Source organism: Mucilaginibacter glaciei (assembly GCF_014773245.1).
Taxonomy (GTDB): domain Bacteria; phylum Bacteroidota; class Bacteroidia; order Sphingobacteriales; family Sphingobacteriaceae; genus Mucilaginibacter; species Mucilaginibacter glaciei.
On record NZ_JACWMX010000004.1, the window covers coordinates 187,690 to 209,936 of the forward strand.

The 22,247-nt window shown below is 43.9% G+C and carries 18 protein-coding genes and 2 tRNA genes; 12 read left to right on the forward strand and 8 right to left on the reverse strand.

Annotated elements, in window-relative coordinates; translation table 11 throughout:
* The first annotated feature begins 183 nt into the window (after window positions 1-183).
* On the forward strand, window positions 184-2,418 hold the full coding sequence (locus IDJ76_RS10805; protein ID WP_191163329.1) for an ATP-binding protein: 2,235 nt from the start codon (window positions 184-186) through the stop codon (window positions 2,416-2,418).
* 53 nt (window positions 2,419-2,471) lie between these two features.
* On the opposite strand, the gene IDJ76_RS10810 is transcribed toward IDJ76_RS10805, so the two are convergent.
* From IDJ76_RS10810 to gcvH, 5 genes are all read right to left on the reverse strand, one after another.
* Entirely contained in the window at window positions 2,472-3,086 is a 615-nt protein-coding gene (locus tag IDJ76_RS10810; RefSeq protein ID WP_191163330.1) for a SprT-like domain-containing protein, read from the reverse strand.
* A 99-nt stretch (window positions 3,087-3,185) separates the two neighbouring features.
* Complete coding sequence (gene feoB / locus IDJ76_RS10815) at window positions 3,186-5,297, reverse strand: ferrous iron transport protein B (RefSeq protein ID WP_191163331.1); 2,112 nt, start codon at window positions 5,295-5,297, stop codon at window positions 3,186-3,188.
* An 11-nt stretch (window positions 5,298-5,308) separates the two neighbouring features.
* Window positions 5,309-5,524, reverse strand: a complete 216-nt coding sequence (locus IDJ76_RS10820) for a FeoA family protein (protein ID WP_191163332.1) — start codon at window positions 5,522-5,524, stop codon at window positions 5,309-5,311.
* 178 nt (window positions 5,525-5,702) lie between these two features.
* Window positions 5,703-6,098 carry a VanZ family protein gene (locus IDJ76_RS10825; RefSeq protein ID WP_191163333.1) on the reverse strand — a complete coding sequence of 132 codons (396 nt, stop codon included), beginning with the start codon at window positions 6,096-6,098 and terminating at the stop codon, window positions 5,703-5,705.
* Window positions 6,098-6,478, reverse strand: a complete 381-nt coding sequence (gene gcvH, locus IDJ76_RS10830) for a glycine cleavage system protein GcvH (RefSeq protein ID WP_191163334.1) — start codon at window positions 6,476-6,478, stop codon at window positions 6,098-6,100. The genes IDJ76_RS10825 and gcvH overlap by 1 nt, the downstream gene beginning before the upstream one ends.
* Before the next feature lie 146 nt (window positions 6,479-6,624).
* Between gcvH and IDJ76_RS10835 the strand changes: the two genes are divergently transcribed.
* From IDJ76_RS10835 to IDJ76_RS10855, 5 genes are all read left to right on the forward strand, one after another.
* Window positions 6,625-7,206 (forward strand): DUF4142 domain-containing protein, encoded by a 582-nt coding sequence (locus IDJ76_RS10835; protein ID WP_191163335.1) that lies wholly within the window; start codon window positions 6,625-6,627, stop codon window positions 7,204-7,206.
* 113 nt (window positions 7,207-7,319) lie between these two features.
* A complete protein-coding gene (locus IDJ76_RS10840) occupies window positions 7,320-9,764 on the forward strand; it encodes a zinc-dependent metalloprotease (protein ID WP_191163336.1) in 2,445 nt (814 codons plus the stop codon).
* Between the two features lie 42 nt (window positions 9,765-9,806).
* Window positions 9,807-10,823, forward strand: coding sequence for a Gfo/Idh/MocA family oxidoreductase (locus tag IDJ76_RS10845; protein ID WP_191163337.1), 1,017 nt, complete (start codon window positions 9,807-9,809; stop codon window positions 10,821-10,823).
* 35 nt (window positions 10,824-10,858) lie between these two features.
* On the forward strand, window positions 10,859-11,353 hold the full coding sequence (locus tag IDJ76_RS10850; RefSeq protein WP_191163338.1) for a TlpA family protein disulfide reductase: 495 nt from the start codon (window positions 10,859-10,861) through the stop codon (window positions 11,351-11,353).
* 88 nt (window positions 11,354-11,441) lie between these two features.
* Window positions 11,442-12,605 (forward strand): hypothetical protein, encoded by a 1,164-nt coding sequence (locus IDJ76_RS10855; RefSeq protein WP_191163339.1) that lies wholly within the window; start codon window positions 11,442-11,444, stop codon window positions 12,603-12,605.
* A 53-nt stretch (window positions 12,606-12,658) separates the two neighbouring features.
* On the opposite strand, the gene IDJ76_RS10860 is transcribed toward IDJ76_RS10855, so the two are convergent.
* Window positions 12,659-13,825 carry a hypothetical protein gene (locus IDJ76_RS10860; protein ID WP_191163340.1) on the reverse strand — a complete coding sequence of 389 codons (1,167 nt, stop codon included), beginning with the start codon at window positions 13,823-13,825 and terminating at the stop codon, window positions 12,659-12,661.
* A gap of 404 nt (window positions 13,826-14,229) precedes the next feature.
* Between IDJ76_RS10860 and IDJ76_RS10865 the strand changes: the two genes are divergently transcribed.
* Window positions 14,230-14,823, forward strand: coding sequence for a GDSL-type esterase/lipase family protein (locus tag IDJ76_RS10865; RefSeq protein WP_191163341.1), 594 nt, complete (start codon window positions 14,230-14,232; stop codon window positions 14,821-14,823).
* 59 nt (window positions 14,824-14,882) lie between these two features.
* Window positions 14,883-15,611, forward strand: a complete 729-nt coding sequence (locus tag IDJ76_RS10870) for an esterase family protein (protein ID WP_191163342.1) — start codon at window positions 14,883-14,885, stop codon at window positions 15,609-15,611.
* Window positions 15,612-15,690: 79 nt separating this feature from the next.
* Here IDJ76_RS10870 and IDJ76_RS10875 read toward each other — a convergent pair.
* Together IDJ76_RS10875 and IDJ76_RS10880 are read right to left on the reverse strand one after the other, a co-directional pair.
* Window positions 15,691-15,767, reverse strand: a tRNA-Met gene (locus IDJ76_RS10875).
* Window positions 15,768-15,906: 139 nt separating this feature from the next.
* Window positions 15,907-15,979: transfer RNA gene (locus tag IDJ76_RS10880), tRNA-Met, on the reverse strand.
* A gap of 146 nt (window positions 15,980-16,125) precedes the next feature.
* Here IDJ76_RS10880 and era point away from each other — a divergent pair.
* From era to IDJ76_RS10900, 4 genes are all read left to right on the forward strand, one after another.
* Window positions 16,126-17,001 (forward strand): GTPase Era, encoded by an 876-nt coding sequence (gene era / locus IDJ76_RS10885; protein ID WP_191163343.1) that lies wholly within the window; start codon window positions 16,126-16,128, stop codon window positions 16,999-17,001.
* Between the two features lie 128 nt (window positions 17,002-17,129).
* Window positions 17,130-18,431: a ribosome biogenesis GTPase Der gene (der, locus tag IDJ76_RS10890; protein ID WP_191163344.1), complete on the forward strand. Its 1,302-nt coding sequence runs from the start codon at window positions 17,130-17,132 to the stop codon at window positions 18,429-18,431.
* A gap of 86 nt (window positions 18,432-18,517) precedes the next feature.
* Complete coding sequence (locus tag IDJ76_RS10895; protein WP_191163345.1) at window positions 18,518-18,745, forward strand: hypothetical protein; 228 nt, start codon at window positions 18,518-18,520, stop codon at window positions 18,743-18,745.
* A gap of 314 nt (window positions 18,746-19,059) precedes the next feature.
* Window positions 19,060-22,236, forward strand: coding sequence for an ATP-dependent helicase (locus IDJ76_RS10900; protein WP_191163346.1), 3,177 nt, complete (start codon window positions 19,060-19,062; stop codon window positions 22,234-22,236).
* The last annotated feature ends 11 nt before the right edge of the window (window positions 22,237-22,247 follow it).

Consider the following 22,247-nt stretch of genomic DNA (forward strand, 5'->3'; position numbering starts at 1 on the left):
ACTAATTGATTGATCAAATATACGCGCGGAACCTATTTCATTAAGGGTGTTAATGCGACCATTTTAAGGGCCAATGCCGACACGGGCTGTAATTTAAAACCACCCCTATCTAATTTATGCACTTTGTGATTTAAAGTAGTGTTGGTTAATGTTATTCACTTTAATTTTTCATATTTGTTTAAAATGTTATCTCAAACAAACCGTGCTGTGAAAATAGACCTGACTAATTGTGATATTGAACCTATCCACATCCCCGGCAAGATACAATCGCACGGTTTTTTAATAGTTATCGATGCCGAAAGTATCATTAGGTTTCACAGTGAGAATCTTGTTCAGTTTATTCCAAATGTTAATGATAACCTGTTAGGTAGTCACATTGATAATCTACAACCGATTATCGGGAGTAACGAACCGCCCGATTTTATCAATCATATCATAACGCTTGGCCGGGCTAACGGCTTTGAACAAACCAATCCCTTCAACACCGATATTAATGGCAAGCCATTCCACCTGATTGTTTCAACATCTGCAAGTTATTATTTGTTGGAATTTGAGCCCGCGCAATCAGACAGTAAAACAGATGTTCAGCGAATGATAGGCCGCTCGATATCAGAAATGCTGGCCGATAAAAACCTGCAAAATCTTTTAAAAAATTGTGCGGTACAGGTTAAAAATGTAATAGGCTACGATAGGGTGATGGTTTACCGTTTTGCCGAAGATGGACACGGCGAGGTAATTGCCGAATCTAAAGATACCGAATTACCTTCCTGGCTTGGGTTGCACTACCCCGCTTCAGACATCCCCAAACAGGCGCGCGAGCTTTATAAAGTAAACCTAACCCGCTTAATAGCAGATGTGAACCAGGAGCCGGCCGGCATAATTACTGATGCAGGCAACACTGCCCCGTTGGATATGACCAATTCAGACCTGCGAGCGGTATCGCCGGTACATATCCAGTATTTAAAAAATATGGGCGTGGCCTCCAGTTTCAGCATCTCGCTGATGTATAAAAAAGAGCTTTGGGGCCTTATTGCCTGCCACAGCTATACGCCCCGCTTTATTGATTTCCGTTCGCGGGATTCCGCCAAACTGATCGGCCAGATCTTGTCGTCGGCATTAGAGTTTAGGCAGGATGAAGAGAACCAGCAATTGCAGGAGCGATATAAAAGCGCGGTTGACCAGCTGAGCCGCCTGATGCTGAAAGATAATGATATTGATAATGCATTAACCCGCAACTCGGTAACGCTATTGAACGCAGTGGATGCAACCGGTGCTATACTGGTGTTTGACAATAGCATAACAAAATTGGGCGATACCCCAACAGACGTACAGGTAAGCGGGTTACTTAACTGGATAAAAGAAAACATCAACGAAACCTTTTACTACACAGATGAGCTCCCCGTTAAATATAGCAATGCCGCCCTTTTCAGGGGTATAGCTTCGGGGATGATGGTATCTACCCTATCTAAAGAGATGGGCGAATACGTTATATGGTTTAAGCCCGAACAATTACAAACCGTTAAATGGGCAGGTAATCCTGATAAACCTGTTACTATAAGTAGTGACGGACTGGCAAATATCTCTCCCCGGAATTCATTCGAGGAATGGTCGCAAACGGTAACGGGCACATCAAAAAAATGGAGTAATGAGGAAGTAAAATCGGTAGTACGCCTGCGCAGCGAAATTACGTATGCCATTAACCAGAAAGCAGGGGCTATCCGCTTACTGAACGAGAAACTTAAAAATGCTTACGAAGAGCTGGACACCTTTAGCTATACGATATCACACGACCTGAAGAACCCGTTGAGTACCATAAAAAGCTTTGCCCAGATATTGCTGCGCGATAAAGATTTGAAGCCGCAAACGCTGAAGATATTAGAGCGCATTAACGGCGGCGCCGATAAGATGAATAACATGATCAACGAGGTGCTGGATTACTCGCGCATAAACCGTTTAGAACTTGTGCTGAAGGAAGTTGACCCGGCAACTATGATTAGCGAAATAGTGCGCGACCTAACATTAGTTTACGGAATTGATGAAAACAACATTACTATTGGTAACATGCCTAAACTACAGGGCGACCCGGTAATGATATCGCAGGTGTTTGCCAACATTATCAGCAACGCGGTTAAGTACTCTATGAAAACCGAACAGCCATTGGTGAGCATCAATGGTACCGAAGATGAGCACGAAGTAGTTTACACCGTTACCGATAACGGCCTGGGAATAGATATTAAGCAACTGCCCCGGATCTTTGAACTATTTAAACGCATGGATAACGTGGGAGACATAGAAGGAACAGGTGTTGGTTTGGCCATTGTTAAACGCATTATAGAGAAGCATAACGGCAAGATCTGGGTTGACAGCGAACTGGGCCAGGGATCAACTTTCAGCATCGCGTTCAGCAAGCGTAACTAATCCTGGTTCAGCGGAAAGAAGTGATACTTTACTGCAAGAGCGCTTAATACCAGTTAAACGGTTTCCAGCAGCTCCACTTCGGCAACGGGGCTAAAAAGGTATATGCGCTTGCTGCTTATTTCTACACATTTATAGCGCTTGCGTAGCTTTTCTTCCTTACGAAAAACGCGGCCGTCCTTTAATTTAAAAATGGCTTTGATGGGCAACTTCTCAACCGTATGGATCGATTCTTTAACCGGGTCATATTTTCGCAGCGAACGATAAAGCGTAAGGTCAGAGCAACTGGACGCGGCCGGATTATTTAAGTAACTGGTGATGGCTTGTTTAACATCGGGCGGGAAAACCTCTTTTTCAAAAAAGGGCTGCATCATTTTTTTGAAGTTATTCTTCCATTCTGTACCATGTGGCTTTGCTTTTTGCTGATGCTCATTCCAGGTATGCAGGTGTGCAAACTCATGTACTGTAGTTACCAAAAAAGCATAAGGGTTAAGGTCAAAGTTGACCGATATCCGGTGGCCTTTACCATCATAAGGAGCGCGGTAATCGCCAAACTTGGTGCCGCGATTGCGTGAGATTTTAAACTCACATTTAAAGTAATCTATCCAGCGGCCAATTAACGGCGCCGCATCAGGCGGAAGATACTGTGCTAATACTTTTACTTTATCCAATGTTTACCTCTGTATCAAAGATAGGGGATTGAGGTGAAAGGTAAAAGGCGAAAGGTAAGAGGATTGTAAAAGTCGGAAACAAAACCCTCAAACTTTCAGCTATTTTAAAAGGTGATAAACCAGGAACGCGGCCCCATAAGCCAGTGCAGTCATATAGGCGAATTGCGCAGCGGGCCAACGCCAGTCTTTGGTTTCGCGGTAAACAACAGCCACGGTACTTGCGCATTGCATGGCAAACGCGTAAAACATCATTAGGGAAAAAGCAACAGCAAAGCTAAATACAGGTTTCCCCTGCGCGTTTTTGGCGTTCCGCATTTTATCCTGTACAGAATCTATCCGGTCAGCATCACCTTCTACACTATAAATGGTAGCCATGGTGCCAACAAATACTTCGCGGGCAGCAAAGGAAGTTATTAAAGCAATCCCGATCTTCCAGTCGAAACCAAGAGGCTTGATAACCGGCTCAATCACATGCCCTAAAATACCCGCATATGAGTTTTCCAGTTTTTCAGTCGAGATCACCCGGGTTAGGCTATCGGGTTTCATCGTTTTAGTAAACTGTGGCTGCTGATATTTTTGCTCTATTTTTTCGAAACGGTTACCAGGACCGTATGACGATAGCACCCATAAAATGATAGAGACCGCTATAATTACCTTACCGGCCTGTAGTACAAATGCCTTTGAACGCTCATACATCGAGAACAAAACATTATTCCACCGTGGCATGCGGTAAACGGGTAGCTCCATAATAAAGTAGCCCCGCTCGCGCGCCTTTAGCACAAATTTCATCACATAGGCTACAATCACGGCCGATAGCAAGCTTAACACGTACATCCCCGTTAGCGCTAAACCCTGCAGATTAAATAGCCACCAAACATTACGGCTGGGCACCACCAGGGCAATTAAAAGGGTATACACCGGCAAACGGGCAGAGCAGGCTACCAGGGGCGTTACCATAATGGTGATCATCCTGTCTTTCCAGTTCTCGATGGTACGAGTGCTCATAATAGAAGGCACTGCACACGCAAAACCACCTATCAGCGGCACTACCGATTTGCCGTTCAGGCCCACTTTGCGCATGATCCTATCCATCATAAACGTAACGCGCGACATGTAGCCCGTATCTTCCAGGATAGATATAAAAGCGAAGAGAATAGCAATTTGCGGGATAAAAACCAATACACCACTCAATCCTGCAACCACGCCATCGATCAGTAAATCGGCCAATGGGCCTGTTGGCAGTACCTGCCTTAAGCCGCCTTCTGTCCAAACAAACAGATCTTCGATAAGCGACATCGGGTAGGCCGACCATGCAAATATCGATTGGAACATAAATAGCAGCACGCCCATAAAAATAATAAAGCCAAACACCCGGTGGGTAAGTACCTTGTCTATTTTATTGCTCAGGCTTTCATCATGCGCGGTAACGGGCGTTTTAACCGTATCATACAAAACATCGTTAATGTAATTATACCGCGCTATGGTTTCTGTGGCCTGTGCTTTTTGGGAATGGAAGCCGTGTTCTAATTCAAGTGCTTCTATCCGGTCGCTTTGCGCAGGCGTTAAAAAATTTAAAGTTTCGTGCTGGTGCGCTAACTGTAGGGCGAAGTAGGGATTGTCAATATGTAACTCCTCCTTTATAGCGGCAATTATGGCAGGGGCAATAGCCTGCACCTCAATCCCCTCCACCTGCAACGCATGGGTATTTGCAAAAGATATAATTTTTTTGAGGTCATCAATCCCTTCCACTTTACGTGCAGAAACCGGCACAACCGGCACACCCAATCGCCGGGACAGCAAGTCGATATCTATTTGGATATTGGCTTTGGCGGCCATATCCATCATATTTAGCGCAATAATAACGGGGATCTTTAAATCGGCAACCTGGGTGTAAAGCAACAGATTCCGCTTAAGGTTGGTAGCATCTAAAATTACAACAACAAGATCTGGCGTTAACTCGGTCTCTTTTTCTGCCAGTACAGAAAATACAATTGATTCGTCTTTGCTTTTGGGGTAGAGGCTATATGTACCGGGCAAGTCGATGATTTCGGCTTTGCGGCCATCAGGAAGTGTAGTGTAGCCAATTTTCTTATCGACAGTAACCCCCGGAAAATTGCCTATTTTTTGGTTTAGGCCAGTTAGGGCATTAAAAAGCGTGGATTTACCGGTGTTGGGATTACCTACAAGTGCTACTCTTATATCCGCTTTCAATGGCTAACGTACTACTGCAAAATTATGGTTGATGCTTCGAACTTGCGCAAGCTTAATTGATAACCTGCCACGTGGATAGCAATAGGATCGCCAAGGGGCGCAATACGCGATACGCGTACTTGCTCGCCGGGAAGGCAGCCCATTTCCATTAGCTTAACAGACATTTCCAGATCGGTAAATTCCTTTACCACCCCTGTTTCTCCTACTTCAAGCTGTGAAAGTGTCATCTGTGTTTATTTTGAACACAAATGTAATCTTATTTATACTAAATCCAAATAATGATACTAAGCCGAATACTTTTTTGACAACGATTTTACTTTACTAAAATGAGGGCAGTTGCAATCTTTTTTAAATAACCCACAAGAGGATAGCAGGATGGCCATTAACAGGCCTGCAAGGGTAACTTTATTTTTCATCATGATTTATTGCTAAAGCGGTTATCAACACCCCGAAAATACCGATGCTTGCGCCAATAGCATCGGCGAAAAGATCGTCCCAATTACCGCTGCGCCAGGTAAAAACATATTTTTGCAACATCTCTATCAGTGCGCCAAAGCTTATCAAAACAATCGTGTTTTTGATGGCTATCTCTATCCGGATATTACGCGTTTTCCATCTGCGGATACTGCCCGAACAATACAGGATGGCAAGCACGGCAAACAACCCGCAATGCACAATCTTGTCAAACCCCGGGAAAAACATCGGCGACTTATCTACCGAACCCAATGGTAAAGAGCAAATTATTAAAATAAAGAGGGCCCACAAAATAGCAGGCCCGTAGTATTTTAGTTTAAGGTTCATTAAACGCCAATTACACCTTTATAAGCATCAGCGGTCAATAAGCCTTCAGTATCGGCAACGTTAGCCAGGCTTATCTTCACCATCCAGCCATCGCCGTAAGGGTCGGAGTTTACCAATTCGGGCTGGCTGTCTAACATTTTGTTGACTTCTAAAATAGTACCATCTACCGGCATAAACAGGTCGGATACAGTTTTAACGGCTTCAACCGTACCAAAAACAGCCTCTTTTGTAACTTCCTGCCCAACGGTATTAATATCTATGTAAACAATATCGCCTAATTCGCCCTGAGCAAATTCGGTTATGCCGATGTAAGCCTCATTACCCTCAACTCTTATCCACTCGTGGTCGCTTGTGTACTTTAATTCTGCAGGAAAATTCATAGTGTTTGATTTTGTCTGTTCAAAAATAACAAAACTTTAAGGTATAACAATAATTGGTTCGATTTAAACTCGCGTATAAAAGTGGGGCCTTCAAAACCAAACCGGGTAAATTATGTTAACTATAAAAACTAAAAAATAACCTACAAATGAAAAAATTAAGTTTAGCAGCAATGATAGCCTTATCGGCATTATCATTCCAGGCTTGTAACAATGCAGCCAAAGACAGTAAAGAAACAGCAGACAGTGTAAATTCAGTTAAGGATACTACCACTAACGGTTCTACCGGGATTGCAGTAGTAGCCGACGATGCCAAATTTGCTACAGACGCAGCAAACGCAGGCATGGCCGAAGTTGCCGCAGGTAAAGTAGCTTCAGAAAAAGCAACCAATCCGCAAGTTAAAGAGTTTGCCGCCATGATGGTAATGGACCACACCAAGGCTAACGAAGAGTTGATGGCAATTGCTAAAAATAAAAACATCACTTTGCCGGTAGCACCAGATGAAGATCATCAAAAAATGCTGACAGAAATGTCTGCAAAAACAGGTAAAGATTTTGATAAGGCTTATGTTGATGCTATGGTTGACGGGCACAAAAAAGTAGCATCGATGTTAGAAGATGCATCAAAAAACTGTAAAGATGCCGACCTGATGGCTTTTGCAACTAAAACATTGCCAACTGTAAAAGAACACTTAGCTAAGATCGAAGCTATCCAAAAAGCGATGAAATAAGCTCAAGATAATTTATTTGAAACGGGATAGGCATTTGCTTATCCCTTTTTTGTTGGTACAAATTTGCATAAGGCCGCTTAAAATGATATTTTTAGGCTCAAAGCCGTGGCCTTATGAAAAAACAATTCCTTACCATTTTGCTGATCCTGTTTTGCGGTAACGCACTAAAAGCCCAGAAAACGGATGCCGGTAATATCCAGTCTAAAACACAGGGGTTTACTAAATACAACGGATATTTTAACTTTTACTGGGATGAGAAAACCGGAAAAGTATTCCTGGAGATCACTGATTTAAACAAGGAGTTCTTGTATGTTAACTCCCTGCCATCGGGCGTGGGCTCCAACGACCTGGGTTTAGACCGCGGGCAGATAGGGAACAGCCGTATTGTAAAGTTCATAAAGATAGGCCCCAAGGTTTTATTGATAGAGCCTAATTACAATTATCGCGCTATCAGCAACAATGCCGACGAACGTAAATCTGTAGAAGAGGCTTTCGCACAATCTGCCATTTATGGTTTTACCGCCGTGGCTACCGATGGCGACAAAACACTGATAGATATCACCTCATTCCTGCTGCGCGACAGCCATAAAATTGCCGATAGGTTAGCTGGCGATAACCAGGGCAGCTACAGCGCCGATGAGGGGCGGTCGGCAATTTATTTGCCCAATACCAAAAGCTTCCCGGACAATAGTGAGTTTGAGGCGATAGTGACCCTTGCCGGTAAGGGCAAAGGTAGCGAGATCAACTCTGTAACCCCGGATGCTAATGCCGTTACGGTGCGTATGCACCATTCCTTTATTAAACTACCCGACGATAAATACAAAACCCGCAAGTTTGACCCGCGCGCCGGATATTTCAACGTAGATTATATGGATTACGCCACACCGATTGACGAGCCCATTACGAAACGTTTGCTGGTACGCCACCGGTTAGAAAAAAAGGATCCCGCCGCTGCCATGAGCGAGCCGGTAAAACCAATTATTTATTATGTAGACAGTGGCGCGCCCGAGCCGGTACGCAGCGCCCTGATAGAAGGTGCCGCCTGGTGGAACCAGGCTTTTGAAGCTGCCGGATACAAAAACGCTTTCCAGGTAAAGTTACTGCCCGAAGGTGCCGACCCGATGGATATCCGCTACAATATCATCCAATGGATCCATCGTTCAACCCGTGGCTGGAGTTATGGTGCATCTATCACAGACCCGCGCACAGGGGAGATCATTAAGGGCCAGGTATCATTAGGGTCATTACGCGACAGGCAGGACTTTTTAATTGCCGAAGGTTTGGTACAGCCTTACGAAGACGGCAAACCCACCAGCGATAAGATGCTTAAACTGGCTATTGAACGTTTAAGGCAGCTGTCTGCACATGAGGTGGGGCATACGCTGGGTTTACAACACAATTTTACAGCGAGTGTTAAGGACCGGGCCTCTGTAATGGATTACCCGCCACCAACCGTTAGCCTGAATGCCGATGGCACTATCGACTTGAGCAAAGCGTACAAGCAGAGCATCGGCGATTACGACAAACGCGCTATTTTGTACGGCTACCAGGACTTCCCGACCGGAACTAACGAAGATGCTGCGCTAAAGGGTATTGTGACGGAAACGATAAAACAGGGCTTTCAATTTATATCTGACGATGACGCTCGCTCGCCTGGCAGTGCCCATCCTTACGCCCATTTATGGGATAGCGGTACTAACGCCGCTGATGAGTTAAACCGCCTGATGGTTCTACGCAAACATGTGTTGGAAAACTTTTCTGCAAAAGCTATCCGGCAGGATGCCCCAATGGCGACCATGGAAGAGGTTTTGGTGCCGATGTACCTAATCCATCGTTACCAGATAGAAGCGGCATCAAAAGTATTAGGGGGCCTATATTACACGTTCGCGTTGAAGAACGATGGGCAGGTGATCACCAAATTTATTACCCCTGCCGAGCAGTGGAAGGCCTTTGACGCGTTGATGGGCACTTTAAAACCCGATGCTTTAGCAATGCCCGAAAAATTGATCGCAATGATCCCTCCACGCGCTACAGGCTACCCGCGCACCAGAGAAACCTTTAAATCGCGTACAGGCTTAACCTTTGATCCGCTGGCAGCTGCCGAATCTGCCGCGGGCACAACTTTATCCTTTATGCTGCAGCCGCAACGGGCTGCGCGATTAATTGAATATAACGCCAGGGATAACAGTCAGCCGGGTTTTTTACCTGTACTAAATAAGCTTATCGCCCAAACCTGGAAAGCGCCGCAGGCTACAGGTTACAAAGGCGAATTACAACGCCTGGTGAACAATTTAACGTTAAAGCAATTACTTACATTAGCGGCTAATACTAACGCTGCCGAAAACGTACGCAGTATTGCCTTATTGCAGGTTGATGAGTTGAAGACCTACCTATCGTTAGCGTCAAAAACCGCTAAGGGGAGTGTTAAGGCCAATTATATGTTTGGCTTGGCGCAAATAAAAATGTTTGAGGGCTCGCCCGATAAATTTCAGCCGGCGGCGCCTGTGGCTATGCCCGATGGGTCGCCGATTGGCGCGGATGATGACCTAGTTTATTAAGAAATTGAAAGACATCCGGGAGGGAAAAGAAAATATATATATATGTCAAAACCAATTGTAACCGGCCTGATGGCCTACGGCATGTCGGGCAGGATCTTCCATGCACCGTTCATCAGCACCAACCCGGGCTTTATTTTAAAAGCAGTGGTAGAGCGCAGTATTAAAAAAGCGTCAGAGATATACCCTGATATCATCAGCTATAATTCGGTAGATGAACTGTTGAATGATGACGAGATCGAACTCATCATCGTCAACACCCCCAATAACACCCACCTGGAGTATGCCATTAAGGCCATGCAGGCAGGCAAGCATGTGTTGATAGAAAAACCGGCGGCAGCCACATCAGCCGAAGTAAAACAACTCTTTGACCGTGGGCGAGAATTGGGCAAACAGGTGATGATGTATCAAAACCGCCGCTACGACAGCGGCTTTTTATCAACCAAAGAGGTAATAGAAAGCGGCCGCCTGGGCGACCTGATCGAAGTTGCCTTCCGCATGGATAGGTACAAAGCAGCCATTAATGTGAAAACGTTTAAGGAATCTAAAGGTATCCCAGCTAACGGCTTGGTGTATGACCTGGGGCCGCACCTTCTGGATAACGCTATAGCCTTATTTGGCAAGCCTTTATCGTTTCATAAAACAACCGGTATATACCGGGAGGGATCTGAAGTGCCCGATTATTTCCACTATCATCTGATTTATCCCAATCAATTAAATGTGTACGTAACCTCGGGCCTTTTAATAGCCGGCGAAACACCGGGTTTTGTAGTAAACGGCACCCTCGGCAGCTTTATAAAAAATCGCACCGACGTACAGGAAGCCCAGTTGGACAAGGGCATGATGCCTAACGAAGCGGCTTACGGTATAGAGCCTGCCGGCAACGAAGGTGTTTTAACGGTGGTAGATATCGACAATAAGAAATGCACGGAACCGGTACCTTCACAAAAAGGCGACTATATGCATATATTTGATGCTGCTTATCATACAATACGCAATAATGCGTTATTCCCTGTGACAGAAGAACACATAGCATGGCAGATGGAAATGTTAGAGGCCTGATTTATTATCTATTAGCAATGTTTACAATTAAAGAAATGAAAAGAATATTATTTGCGTTGAGCTTTATTATTGTTGCCGGCTGCTCAAGGGCGCAAACTATACCCACCACTATCCCCACATATAAAATCTTAACGGCAGATAGCACCTACAAAACATATGCAGATCTTAAGAAGGATAAGCCGGTGATGATCGTTTACTTTTCGCCGGACTGCTCCCATTGCCAGCACCTGATGAACGAGCTGAAACCCAAAATGAACGACCTGAAAAAAATGCAAGTGGTTTTAATTGCCTTTACCCGTACAGAATACCCTTACCTGAATTTATTAAGGGATTTCAGGAAAACCTACAACTTGGCTAAGTATCCTAACGTAACTATGGGTACCGAGTACCCAACCTATAAGGTACAACAATTTTACCAGGTGAAAACAACGCCCTTCATCGCTATTTATGACCACGATGGTAAGCTGTTAAAGGCTTACGAAAAGGTGCCCACAATGGATGAGTTGATGGCATCAGTAAAAAAAGCTTAAAGGGGGTGTTGTCAACCTTGCCATGCCAGACAGCATTAGTCTATTTTAGCATAAGGTTTTTTGATACGCATCAACTTGCAATATTTTCATGAAACATATTTTGGCCCTGCTTTTAGCTTCGATACCTGTTGTAGGTTTCTCTCAAAATAAATTGCCTGTTATTAAAGCAGTCACTAACCAAGCTAAAATTTATGAACAGGATAACCCGGTATCAAACTGGAATATCAATCCAAGGATAAAGAAAGATGTTTTTACAACCGGGAAACTAACCAGGGTTAAAACTATAAAGTTCAAAACAGATATAGATTCGCTTAGCTTCAGGATGGGGCCTGGCCAGCGAAAAGATTTTATCGTATTGCTCAACGGCAAAGATTCCTGCCATACCAGTATTCAAAGCCCGGCGATAAAGGATTTCAGTAAGCTACCCGTACAAATTCATGACACTATCCCCTTTTTTGTAAATAAATTCAATACGAACTTCATCCGGGTTACCTTTAATAATGCGGATTCGCTCCTGCTAAATTTCGATACCGGAGCAACTGACGTTTCATTTACTGCGGATGCCCTTAAACAAAAGGTTAAGTCACACTTCGATCTTTACAACACTAATTACAACATAACGGTTGGGCACCAAACCTATCAAACAAAAATTTACGATATCCAGATTGCCGGTAATGAAGTAGATGGCCTTTTAGGGTGGGACTTGTTTGACGGGATGATAGTTGAACTTGATTATGACCATAATCAGTTGATGGTGCACTCTAAAATGCCAAAACAAATATTACAAGACCGTAACTACTCAAAATTTAACATCCGTTATATCAAGAACAGGCCATTTATAGAAACCGAAATATTACAAAGCGGAATAAGAAGTAAAGGCTGGTTTCTTTTCGACCTGGGTTACCAAAGAACGGTTATGCTGGATAATGATCTGTTACATGAGGCCCGGTTCCCGACCGAAAAGATGGCGGTGATTAAAAAGGTGATTATGCATGGGGTAAGGGGCAACGAAATCCCCGTAATTACGGCAAATCTGCAAAAATTAAAACTCGGCAATTTTGAACTCAATGATGTGTCCGCTCAGCTTTTGGGGCAAAACAAACCGATGAGGGGGATCAACATCCATATTGTAGGTACCGACATTTTAAAAAGGTTTAATACGGTTTTAGACTTCCAGAAAAACGAGATTTATCTGAAACCCAATCAACTATTTGGCGTACCGTACGCCGAGCAGAAAAAAAGTGGCACCTAATAATGGTTTATGCCTAAATTGGCAACTCCGAAACAGACAATAGCAATATTTCCTTAAACTTCGTAAGACGAATTGCGGGTAATATCAGCAACCAGGCTTTTAATAACCTCCGCTCCGCTGTTCCAGCGTTTTAGGCGGTTGATCTGTTTGATATCCTCCCGGCCTTTGATCTCCTGATTCGGAAGATAATAATCGGGCATCAAAGCTTTCATCGCGTTATGGATTTCTTGTAAGCTTCCGTTCACTATCAATTCGGGAGCTACAATTACCAAGTCGGAAAGGGCATTGGTCATACTGGTAACATAATACGGGCAATCCCAATCATGGCGAAAAGGGTCATCACCTTTAATATTTACCTTTTGCAAGGGGTGCGACAGGTCTTCTACAATTTCGGCAACAGCATCACCAAATACATTTGAATATTCGGCAATAAAATGGTTCCACCAGCGCGGGTGTTGTGGTAATTCCTTAAGCAGGGTATCACAAACTAATACGCGCTCCGGAAAGTGCGGGTTGGCCGGGTTCATGATCACCAGAGAAGCCCCAAAATGCCCCTCGGTAATCGAATGCCGGCTACAGATCACAAAAAACTGTAGCTCGGTCTCACCAGCATCATGTGCTGCCACCGCTATTGCTTTAATATCTTGTAAACGATCTTCCAGAAAACCACGTTCAAAGAGTACATGTAAATTACCGGCCGACTTAGTCTTGCAACGACTGCTGTTTTCATCAAATACATTTCCGTTTGCGGGGCGGCTGGTAAAATGGTTGCCGCTGTTGTATCTTAGCTCCTCCGAATCAAGCGGGTAGGTACTGATGTCGGCAGTGTCGCCAGCCTCAGTTTGCTTGGCAGATTGTATCGCGCGGAACGGAACATCCATTTGTTCACTATCCATCCGGCGGGCAAGGTTATAGATCCGTTGCTCAAACGGAGCAAATAGGGGGTCGCCGCTGGTCGGGTCAAAATAAGCCGCGGCTGCATCTCTTCCTAAATGCCCGGCTATAGCACTGTGTTGCAGCAATTGCTGCAAGGGATGAACGGCGCTGAGGAAAAAATCTCTTAACGCATTATTTGCAAGGTATTCGCCCATCGACTGCTCGAACCTAAGCAAGGTTTCATCTTCGTGCTGGTTAACCCATTTACGTAAAAAAAAGTAAACCTCACGTTCAAAGTTAAGGTTGGCCGTTTCTGCTGCTGCTTTACAGTTTAGTGTTTGCATTACCCTATTTGAATAATTTTAATTAGTTGATATGTGCTTTCCTGAATGAAAAACGGGGTTAATGATCTCTGTAACGAATGGCATAATGTTAAAATAGAAACGGTTAAATTCCATCAGTTTAAATTTATATAGCTAATAAAGAAAGGCAATCAATGATTTTGTCAAAGGACTTTCGACTCATCCAAAATAGTAATTTTTTTCATTTTTTTTAAGTCCACGAAGAAAATGTTAATACTTTTTTATTTGGTTTTTGCCGGGATGTAATTGTAAATGTTTTAATGTGCAAGCAATAGCAAGATTTGTGAAAAACAGGCCAGTCATAAGCGACTTTCTTTCGTTTGAAATGACTGTAAAATCTTTTTTTTAAAATCATTTAATTAGGTTTGGCGCTTAACTGCACTGCTATGCTTTGGTACGAAGATGAGATACAACGTTTAGAAAAAGAACGTGCCGCGCTAACTTATAAGCCTGACACATTATTTTATGGGAGTTCATCTATCAGGCAATGGGTAAGCCTTGCCGACGATTTCAAGGAGCTGAAAACTGTTAACCTCGGGTTTGGCGGCTCTACCCTGGCCGGCTGCACCTGGTTTTTTGACAGGGTTATGGCCGGCTACGAGCCCGAAAGGTTAATATTTTATGCGGGCGATAATGACCTTAGCGATGGACGGCACCCCGAAGAGCTATTTATTTTCTTTCAACAACTTACACAACGGGTTAAAAAACGATACGGTTCGCTGCCGTGCTACTTTATTTCATTAAAGCCAAGCATCTCCCGCTGGGGCCTGATAGATAAGTTTAGATACACCAACGAAATTATTTCGGCAGAAATAAAAGAAAATCAGCCGGATTGGCGATGGGTAGATATTTTTAGCGCTATGTTAAAAGCCGAAGGCACACCTAATCCTGATTATTACGTTGCAGACGGCCTTCACCTTAATAAAGCAGGTTATCAGCTTTGGAGAACCATTGTTCAAAAAGAGTTGGACGCAAATTAATTGCCATTTGACCCACAGTTAACATAAAACTGTGATATTCAACAAAAATAGCTTGACCTATGGACAGAGAATATCACCGTTGGTACAGTACCCGTTTAGGCAGGGATATGGAACTGCTACGCTTTGGCCATGCCGGTCGGGCGGTATTATTTTTCCCGCCGCGGATGGGCCGGTTTTACGATTATGAAAACTGGGGGATAATTGGAGCACTGGCCTACCGTATTAATAATGGTGAATTGCAGCTGTTTTGTGTAGACAGCATCGACGAAGAAAGTTTATACAGCGAATGGGCGCATCCAATCGACAGGATAAACAGGCATTTGCAGTATGAGCAATACATTATTGCCGAAGTATTGCCGCTAATGAGGACAAAAAAACCTGATGAGGACTTTGAAGTAGCAGGTTGTAGCCTGGGGGCTTATCACGCAGCTAACATCGCACTTAAATACCCTAACTTTTTTAAGAAGCTAATTTGTATGAGCGGCCGGTTTGACCTTACCCGGCCAATTAACAATTTTAGAGATCTATTTGAAGGTTTTCATAATACAGACATCTATCTGAACATGCCCCGCCAGTATTTGGCTAATATGCAAGCAGGGTGGTTGCTTGACAATATCCGCCAGATGGAGATCCTAATCGCGATAGGTGAAGCAGACCCGTTTAAGAACGATAACGATCAATTAAGTGAGTTGCTTGGATGGATGGGCGTAAACCATCAATTGTATACCTGGAACGGCTATGCCCACAATCCAAATAGCTGGCGAAAGATGGTTGCGCTTTATCTTTAAAAGGTTTGCGTGGCCTAAGTGCTTTATGTAAATCAATAGCAACAAAAAAGCCTCAGTATTTCTACTAAGGCTTTCAAACTGGGTAGCGGGAACAGGACTCGAACCTATGACCTTCGGGTTATGAGCCCGACGAGCTACCAACTGCTCCATCCCGCACGATGTTGGTTTTAGTATCCTAACAGTCATGACCTCTGTTAGTGTTTGTGCCGCTTGCCGGAACGTGTTTTAGATGTTTACATCCGTATTAAGAAATCAAAAGCCTCAAATCATCAAGATCTGAGGCTTTTTCTTCAGGTAGCGGGAGCAGGACTCGAACCTACGACCTTCGGGTTATGAGCCCGACGAGCTACCAACTGCTCCATCCCGCACTGTCTTTTTGGTATTATTCATAACGGGCATAACTCCGAAATGTTTGTTTCCAATTGTCAAAAAGCAAATTACGCTCCGTTTTTATTGGACTGCAAAGATATAATTCGTTTCTTTGCAGTCCAAATAATATTTTAATTATTTTTTTATGGCACATAGGGCAGGTTTTGTAAGTATAATTGGTAAACCCAACGCGGGTAAATCAACCCTTATGAACGCATTGGTGGGCGAAAAAATGTCGATCATCACCCCAAAGGCGCAAACCACCCGCCATCGTATTTTGGGCATTGTTAATGAAGAGGATTACCAGATCGTTTTTTCTGACACACCCGGCATCATCAAACCACATTACGCATTACACGAAAGTATGATGCACCAGGTCGACGGATCTATCGTAGATGCCGACCTGATCCTATTAGTTACCGATATTAACGAAGAGTATGACGAGCAGGACGTTTTAAAGAAACTGCAAAACTCTACCGCTCCATTAGCGATATTGATCAACAAGATCGATTTGTCGACAGAAGAAGAAGTTAAAGAGAAGGTAGCGTATTGGCAAGAAAAGCTGAATCCTAAAGTGGTTTTTGCGATATCTGCCCTGCATGATCATAACATAAAGGCCGTTATGGATTTTGTGTTGGAGAGCCTGCCCGAACACCCTGCTTATTATGAGAAGGATGCCCTAACAGACAGGAACGACCGTTTCTTTGCTTCTGAAATGATCCGCGCGCAGATCTTTAAACAGTATAAAAAAGAGATCCCTTACAGTACAGAGGTTATTGTTACCGCTTTTGTGGAAGGCGAAAAGCTGCACCGCATCAGCGCCGAGATCATTGTAGAGCGCGACTCGCAAAAGAATATTGTGATAGGCAACAAAGGCGAAATGCTGAAAATAGTAGGCACGTATGCCCGCCGCGATATGGAAGAGTTTTTCCAGAAGAAGATCTTTCTGGAAATGTTTGTGAAAGTTATACCCGACTGGCGCAGCAAAAAAAATTACCTGAAAAAATTCGGGTACGAATAGCAAAACAGAATCAAGATGTAAGAATCAAGATTCAAGAATTAATTTTATAATATATTTGAGTTAAGTATTGTAAAGACGGCCCTCGAGCTGTCTTTATTCTTGTATCTTGACTCTTGATTCTAATAAACATGAGCAACATAGTAGCTATAGTAGGCAGGCCTAACGTAGGAAAATCAACATTATATAACCGTTTAACCGAAAGCCGTAAAGCTATTGTTGACGATTTTAGCGGTGTAACCCGTGACAGGCATTACGGTACCTCTGAATGGACCGACCAGAAATTCACCGTTATTGATACCGGTGGTTACGTTGCCAATTCTGAAGAGCTTTTTGAAGTAGCCATTCGCGAGCAGGTTTTGATCGCTATTGAAGAAGCTACCGTGATATTATTTATGGTTGATGTGACCACAGGCATTACCGACCTGGACGATGAGATTGCCAACATCCTGCGCAAAGGCAAAAAACCAACGTTCGTTGTAGTAAACAAGCTGGATAATAACGCGCAGTTAGCGGATGCTACCGAGTTTTACAGCTTGGGCTTAGGCGAAATCTACACCCTGTCGTCAATGACTGGTTCAGGTACAGGCGAATTATTGGATGAGGTGGTTAAACATTTTGAGGATGTGCCGTTCGAAGAGAACGAGCGCCCTAAATATGCCATCATCGGCCGCCCTAATGTGGGTAAATCATCTATTATCAACGCGTTGATAGGGCAAGACCGTAACATCGTTACCCCGATTGCTGGTACTACACGCGACAGTATCCACATCCACTATAACCAGTACGGTCACGATTTTATGTTGATCGATACGGCCGGGATGCGTAAGAAAACCAAGGTAAAAGAGAACATCGAGTTCTATTCGGTGATGCGCACCATTAAAGCTTTGGAAGAAGCCGATGTGGTAATTATTATGATAGACGCGGTTGAAGGTTTAGAATCTCAGGATGTGAACCTTTTCCACCTGGCCGAAAAGAATAAGAAAGGTATTGTTATCGTGGTGAACAAATGGGATCTGATAGAGAAGAACAACAAAACCGTTAAGGTATTTGAAGAACAGATCCGCCAGAAGATTGCACCGTTTACGGATGTGCCTATTGTCTTTACATCTGTTACCGAAAAGCAGCGCGTTTTAAAGGTAATTGATGTGGCTAACCAGGTTTACGCCAACCGTGCCCGCAAGATCCCAACCTCTAAATTAAACGAAGTGATGCTGCCGATCATCGAGAATTATCCGCCGCCATCATTAAAGGGTAAATACGTAAAAATCAAATACATCACCCAGATAGCAGGCGCATCGCCGATGTTCGCATTTTTCTGTAACCTGCCGCAGTACGTCAAAGAACCGTACTATCGTTTTATAGAGAACCAGCTGCGCGAGCATTTTGAATTTTCAGGCGCACCTATCCAGGTTTGGTTCAGGCAGAAATAAGCAAGGGTACAAATATATCAGATAGCGATGGGCATACACCCATCGCTATTTTTGTTTAATATGAATTTTAAACATTAAATTTGAGTATGAACTTACTGGCAGAAAAATTGGAATTAGCAAAGCGCTTGTTAGCAGTTGAGGACGAAGGCCTTTTGCTTCAGCTGAAACAAGTTTTTGATAACGATGGGCAAGACTTTTGGGATGATTTGCCGGAGCATGTAAAGCAAGGTATTGAACGCGCCAGAAAGCAAGCAGCCGATGGCAAACTCACTCCCCATAACGAAGTCATGAGTAAGTACGCTAAATATTTATGATGTATGAGATTTACTGGACGGATGAAGGAAAAGAAACATTTGATCAGACAATTTCGGCGATAGAAAATAGATGGGGCTTCAAACAGGCCGGTCTTTTTGTAAAACGAGTGCAGGATGTTTTAACGCTCATATCAGCGCAACCGTATCTATATAAATCTTCATTAACGCAAAACGTACGACAGGCCGTAATCTCAAAGCAAACCTCACTTTTCTATGAAGTGACAGAATCGCGAATAGTACTTTTATTCTTTTTTGATAACAGGCAAGAACCTCTTTTTGATCTTGAGTGATCGTAGCCCTTTACTATTTTAATTATGCAACCAACCCTCAATAAATATAACGTCAAGTTTCAGGAAGCACTTGCTGGCTTAAACCCCGAGCAATTGGCCGCCGTTAATAAAATGGATGGGCCTGTACTGGTTGTGGCCGGCCCGGGTACAGGTAAAACGCAGATCCTGGCGGCACGTATTGGTAAGATACTGACAGATACGGATGCACAGCCTAACGAGATTCTCTGTTTAACGTATACAGATGCCGGTGCGGTTGCCATGCGTAAGCGCCTGTTCGAGTTTATCGGGCCCGATGCTTATCGCATCAATATCTACACCTTCCACGCATTTTGTAACGAGATCATCCAGGAAAACCTGGAGTATTTTGGAAAGTTGAATTTGGAGGCCTTATCCGACCTTGAATCGGCCATGCTGTTCCGCGAGTTAGTGGATGAATTTGATAACGACCATTTGCTAAAGCGTTTCACCGGCGATATTTACTACGATGCACCCCGGTTAAAAACGTTGTTCAGCACCATGAAGCGCGAGAACTGGAGCGAAGAGCAGATAGAAGCTGCTGTAAAGGAATACCTGGACGATCTGCCCAATCGCGAGGAGTTCATTTACAAGCGCGCCAACGCAAAAGCCGGCATCAAAATAGGTGACCCCAAGCAGAAAGACATATACAAAGCGCAGGAGACCATGGCCAAAATGCTGGCCGCCGTGCGCGAATACAAACGCTATGATGCCAAAATGAAAAGCCGCGGCCGTTATGATTACGATGACATGATCATTTGGGTACTGAAGGCCTTTAGGGATAATGACGAGATCTTGCGCAAATACCAGGAACGCTATCAGTATATTTTGGTAGATGAGTTTCAGGATACCAGCGGGTCGCAAAACGAATTATTGAAATTTTTGCTTAACTATTGGGACACCCCCAACGTGTTTGTAGTGGGCGATGACGATCAGTCGATCTTTAAATTCCAGGGCGCAAACATGAAGAACATTCTTGATTTTGCCGGCGACTATGTAGACACCCTGCATACTGTTGTGTTAAAGCATAATTACCGCTCGAACCAGCATATACTGGATATTTCGAGGGCGTTGATCAACAATAATAATGAACGCTTAACTGCCCAGTTAAGGCTTGATAAAAACCTGCAAGCCTCACACCCGCGCTTTACGGAACTGGTGGTAGAGCCTGTGATAAAAGAGTACGAGAACCCCGATCAGGAAGTGGTTGATGTTGCCCTGCAAATTCAGGAGCTGATTCACAAGGGCAGCGAACCGGGCGAAATAGCCGTTATTTACCGTAACCACGGCCAGGTAGAAGAACTATTGCATTACCTGGATGCGCAAGGAATAGCGGTGAACACCAAGCGTAAGATAGATATCCTAACCATGCCGTTTGGTGAAAAGATCATCAACATTCTGCGTTACTTAGCGATGGAGCTGGATTCGCCGTATAGTGGTGATGAATTGTTATTCGAGATCTTACACTATGATCTGTTTGATATTGCACCGATAGAGATTGCTAAAGCCAGCATAGCGGTATCTAAAGAAAACTTTACAACCGCTACCAACAACCAACCTAAAACCTCTATTCGTAGGTATATCAGCGAGTTAAAAGTTTCTGCCCAGCCCGATTTGTTTAGCAAGCAGGATGATACAGGTATGAAATACCTGGCAACATATATTGACGATCTGCTGAAAGATGCTGTAAGTGTAACATTGCAGCAGTTCTTCCAGAATGTGATCGCTAAAATGGGAATCCTTAAATACATCATGCAACAGCACGATAAAGGGATGTATATGCAGGCGCTCACCAGCTTTTTCGACTTCCTGAAAGATGAAAGCCGTAAAAACCCGGAGATAAAGCTCGCAGAACTGATCGCGACTATCGATCTGATGAAGAAGAACAATATCCGGATGGATCTAAACAAAGTGATCTTTTCTGATAATGGTATCAATTTCCTTACAGCACATGGCTCAAAAGGGTTGGAGTTTGAGCACGTGTTCTTCATCGGCTGTGACAAAAAAACATGGGATGCCAAAGGCCGCAACCATGGTTTCAGCTATCCGGATACATTAACAAGGGCCGCATCAGATGATGTCGCCCAAAAGGAAGAGGCCCGCCGCCTGTTTTATGTAGCCATTACCCGTGCAAAGCAATGCTTAAATATCTCCTATTCGGGTAAGGACAAAAAGGGAAAAGATCAGGAACCATCGCAATTCATCGGCGAGATTTTGGCCGACACGCATTTGCAGGTTAAATATCCAAAGGTAAGCAGCGACGATATGGTAGGCTTTATCGCCACACAATTCAGCGAGGCCGATAAACCCGTGGTGGAACTGCTTGATCGTAATTACATTAATCAGTTACTGCAAAATTACACGCTATCGGTTACTCACCTGAGTAATTACCTCGATTGCCCGCTGCGGTTTTATTTCCAATGTTTAATCAGGGTGCCGTCGGGTAAAAGCCCGTCGGCTACGTTTGGGCAGGCGGTACACTGGGCATTGAACAAGGCTTTCCGTAAGCTGCCGTTCTATGATAATGAGTTTATGCCGACCGAAGAGTTCATCAAAGAGTTCCGCTGGTATATGTATCGCAACCGCGACTCATTTACCAAAGAAGAGTTTAAACTTCGGGTTGATTACGGGGATAAGATTTTGCCACCATACTATGAGCAAAACGTACCGAATTGGAACAAAGTGGCGCAGACAGAGCGAAGTATTAAAAACATCGAAGTACGCGGAGTGCCTATAAAGGGTAACCTGGACAAAATAGAATTCGAAGGCAAAAATGTTACCGTGGTCGATTATAAAACGGGCCGGGTGCGTAACGCAAAAGATAAATTCAATCGCCCTAATGATGAGCAAGAATTTGGCGGCGATTACTGGCGCCAGGCGGTGTTCTATAAGATTTTGATTGACAATGACCACACCAATGATTGGGAGGTGGTAAACACTGTTTTTGATTTTGTGGAGCCGGTGAAAGAAAAGGATAATGAATACCATAAAGAGAAAGTGGTGATCAGTCCGGATGATACGGAGATCGTCACCAGTCAGATCATGATGGTTTATCAAAAGATAATGAACCATGAGTTTAGTACGGGTTGCGGCAAAAAGGAATGTGATTGGTGCCACTTCGTAAAAAACAACTTTAAACAACCCGAGGGTTTGTTAGCAGTTGCCGAAGGGGAAGACGAAGAATAATTACAGATCAG

Coding starts and splice junctions, on each gene's coding strand:
- IDJ76_RS10805 (WP_191163329.1), top strand. CDS start 184: ATGTTATCTCAAACAAACCGTGCTGTGAAAATAGACCTGACTAATTGT.
- IDJ76_RS10820 (WP_191163332.1), bottom strand. CDS start 5,524: ATGACACTTTCACAGCTTGAAGTAGGAGAAACAGGGGTGGTAAAGGAA.
- IDJ76_RS10825 (WP_191163333.1), bottom strand. CDS start 6,098: ATGAACCTTAAACTAAAATACTACGGGCCTGCTATTTTGTGGGCCCTC.
- gcvH (WP_191163334.1), bottom strand. CDS start 6,478: ATGAATTTTCCTGCAGAATTAAAGTACACAAGCGACCACGAGTGGATA.
- IDJ76_RS10835 (WP_191163335.1), top strand. CDS start 6,625: ATGAAAAAATTAAGTTTAGCAGCAATGATAGCCTTATCGGCATTATCA.
- IDJ76_RS10840 (WP_191163336.1), top strand. CDS start 7,320: ATGAAAAAACAATTCCTTACCATTTTGCTGATCCTGTTTTGCGGTAAC.
- IDJ76_RS10845 (WP_191163337.1), top strand. CDS start 9,807: ATGTCAAAACCAATTGTAACCGGCCTGATGGCCTACGGCATGTCGGGC.
- IDJ76_RS10850 (WP_191163338.1), top strand. CDS start 10,859: ATGAAAAGAATATTATTTGCGTTGAGCTTTATTATTGTTGCCGGCTGC.
- IDJ76_RS10855 (WP_191163339.1), top strand. CDS start 11,442: ATGAAACATATTTTGGCCCTGCTTTTAGCTTCGATACCTGTTGTAGGT.
- IDJ76_RS10860 (WP_191163340.1), bottom strand. CDS start 13,825: ATGCAAACACTAAACTGTAAAGCAGCAGCAGAAACGGCCAACCTTAAC.
- IDJ76_RS10865 (WP_191163341.1), top strand. CDS start 14,230: ATGCTTTGGTACGAAGATGAGATACAACGTTTAGAAAAAGAACGTGCC.
- IDJ76_RS10870 (WP_191163342.1), top strand. CDS start 14,883: ATGGACAGAGAATATCACCGTTGGTACAGTACCCGTTTAGGCAGGGAT.
- era (WP_191163343.1), top strand. CDS start 16,126: ATGGCACATAGGGCAGGTTTTGTAAGTATAATTGGTAAACCCAACGCG.
- der (WP_191163344.1), top strand. CDS start 17,130: ATGAGCAACATAGTAGCTATAGTAGGCAGGCCTAACGTAGGAAAATCA.
- IDJ76_RS10895 (WP_191163345.1), top strand. CDS start 18,518: ATGAACTTACTGGCAGAAAAATTGGAATTAGCAAAGCGCTTGTTAGCA.
- IDJ76_RS10900 (WP_191163346.1), top strand. CDS start 19,060: ATGCAACCAACCCTCAATAAATATAACGTCAAGTTTCAGGAAGCACTT.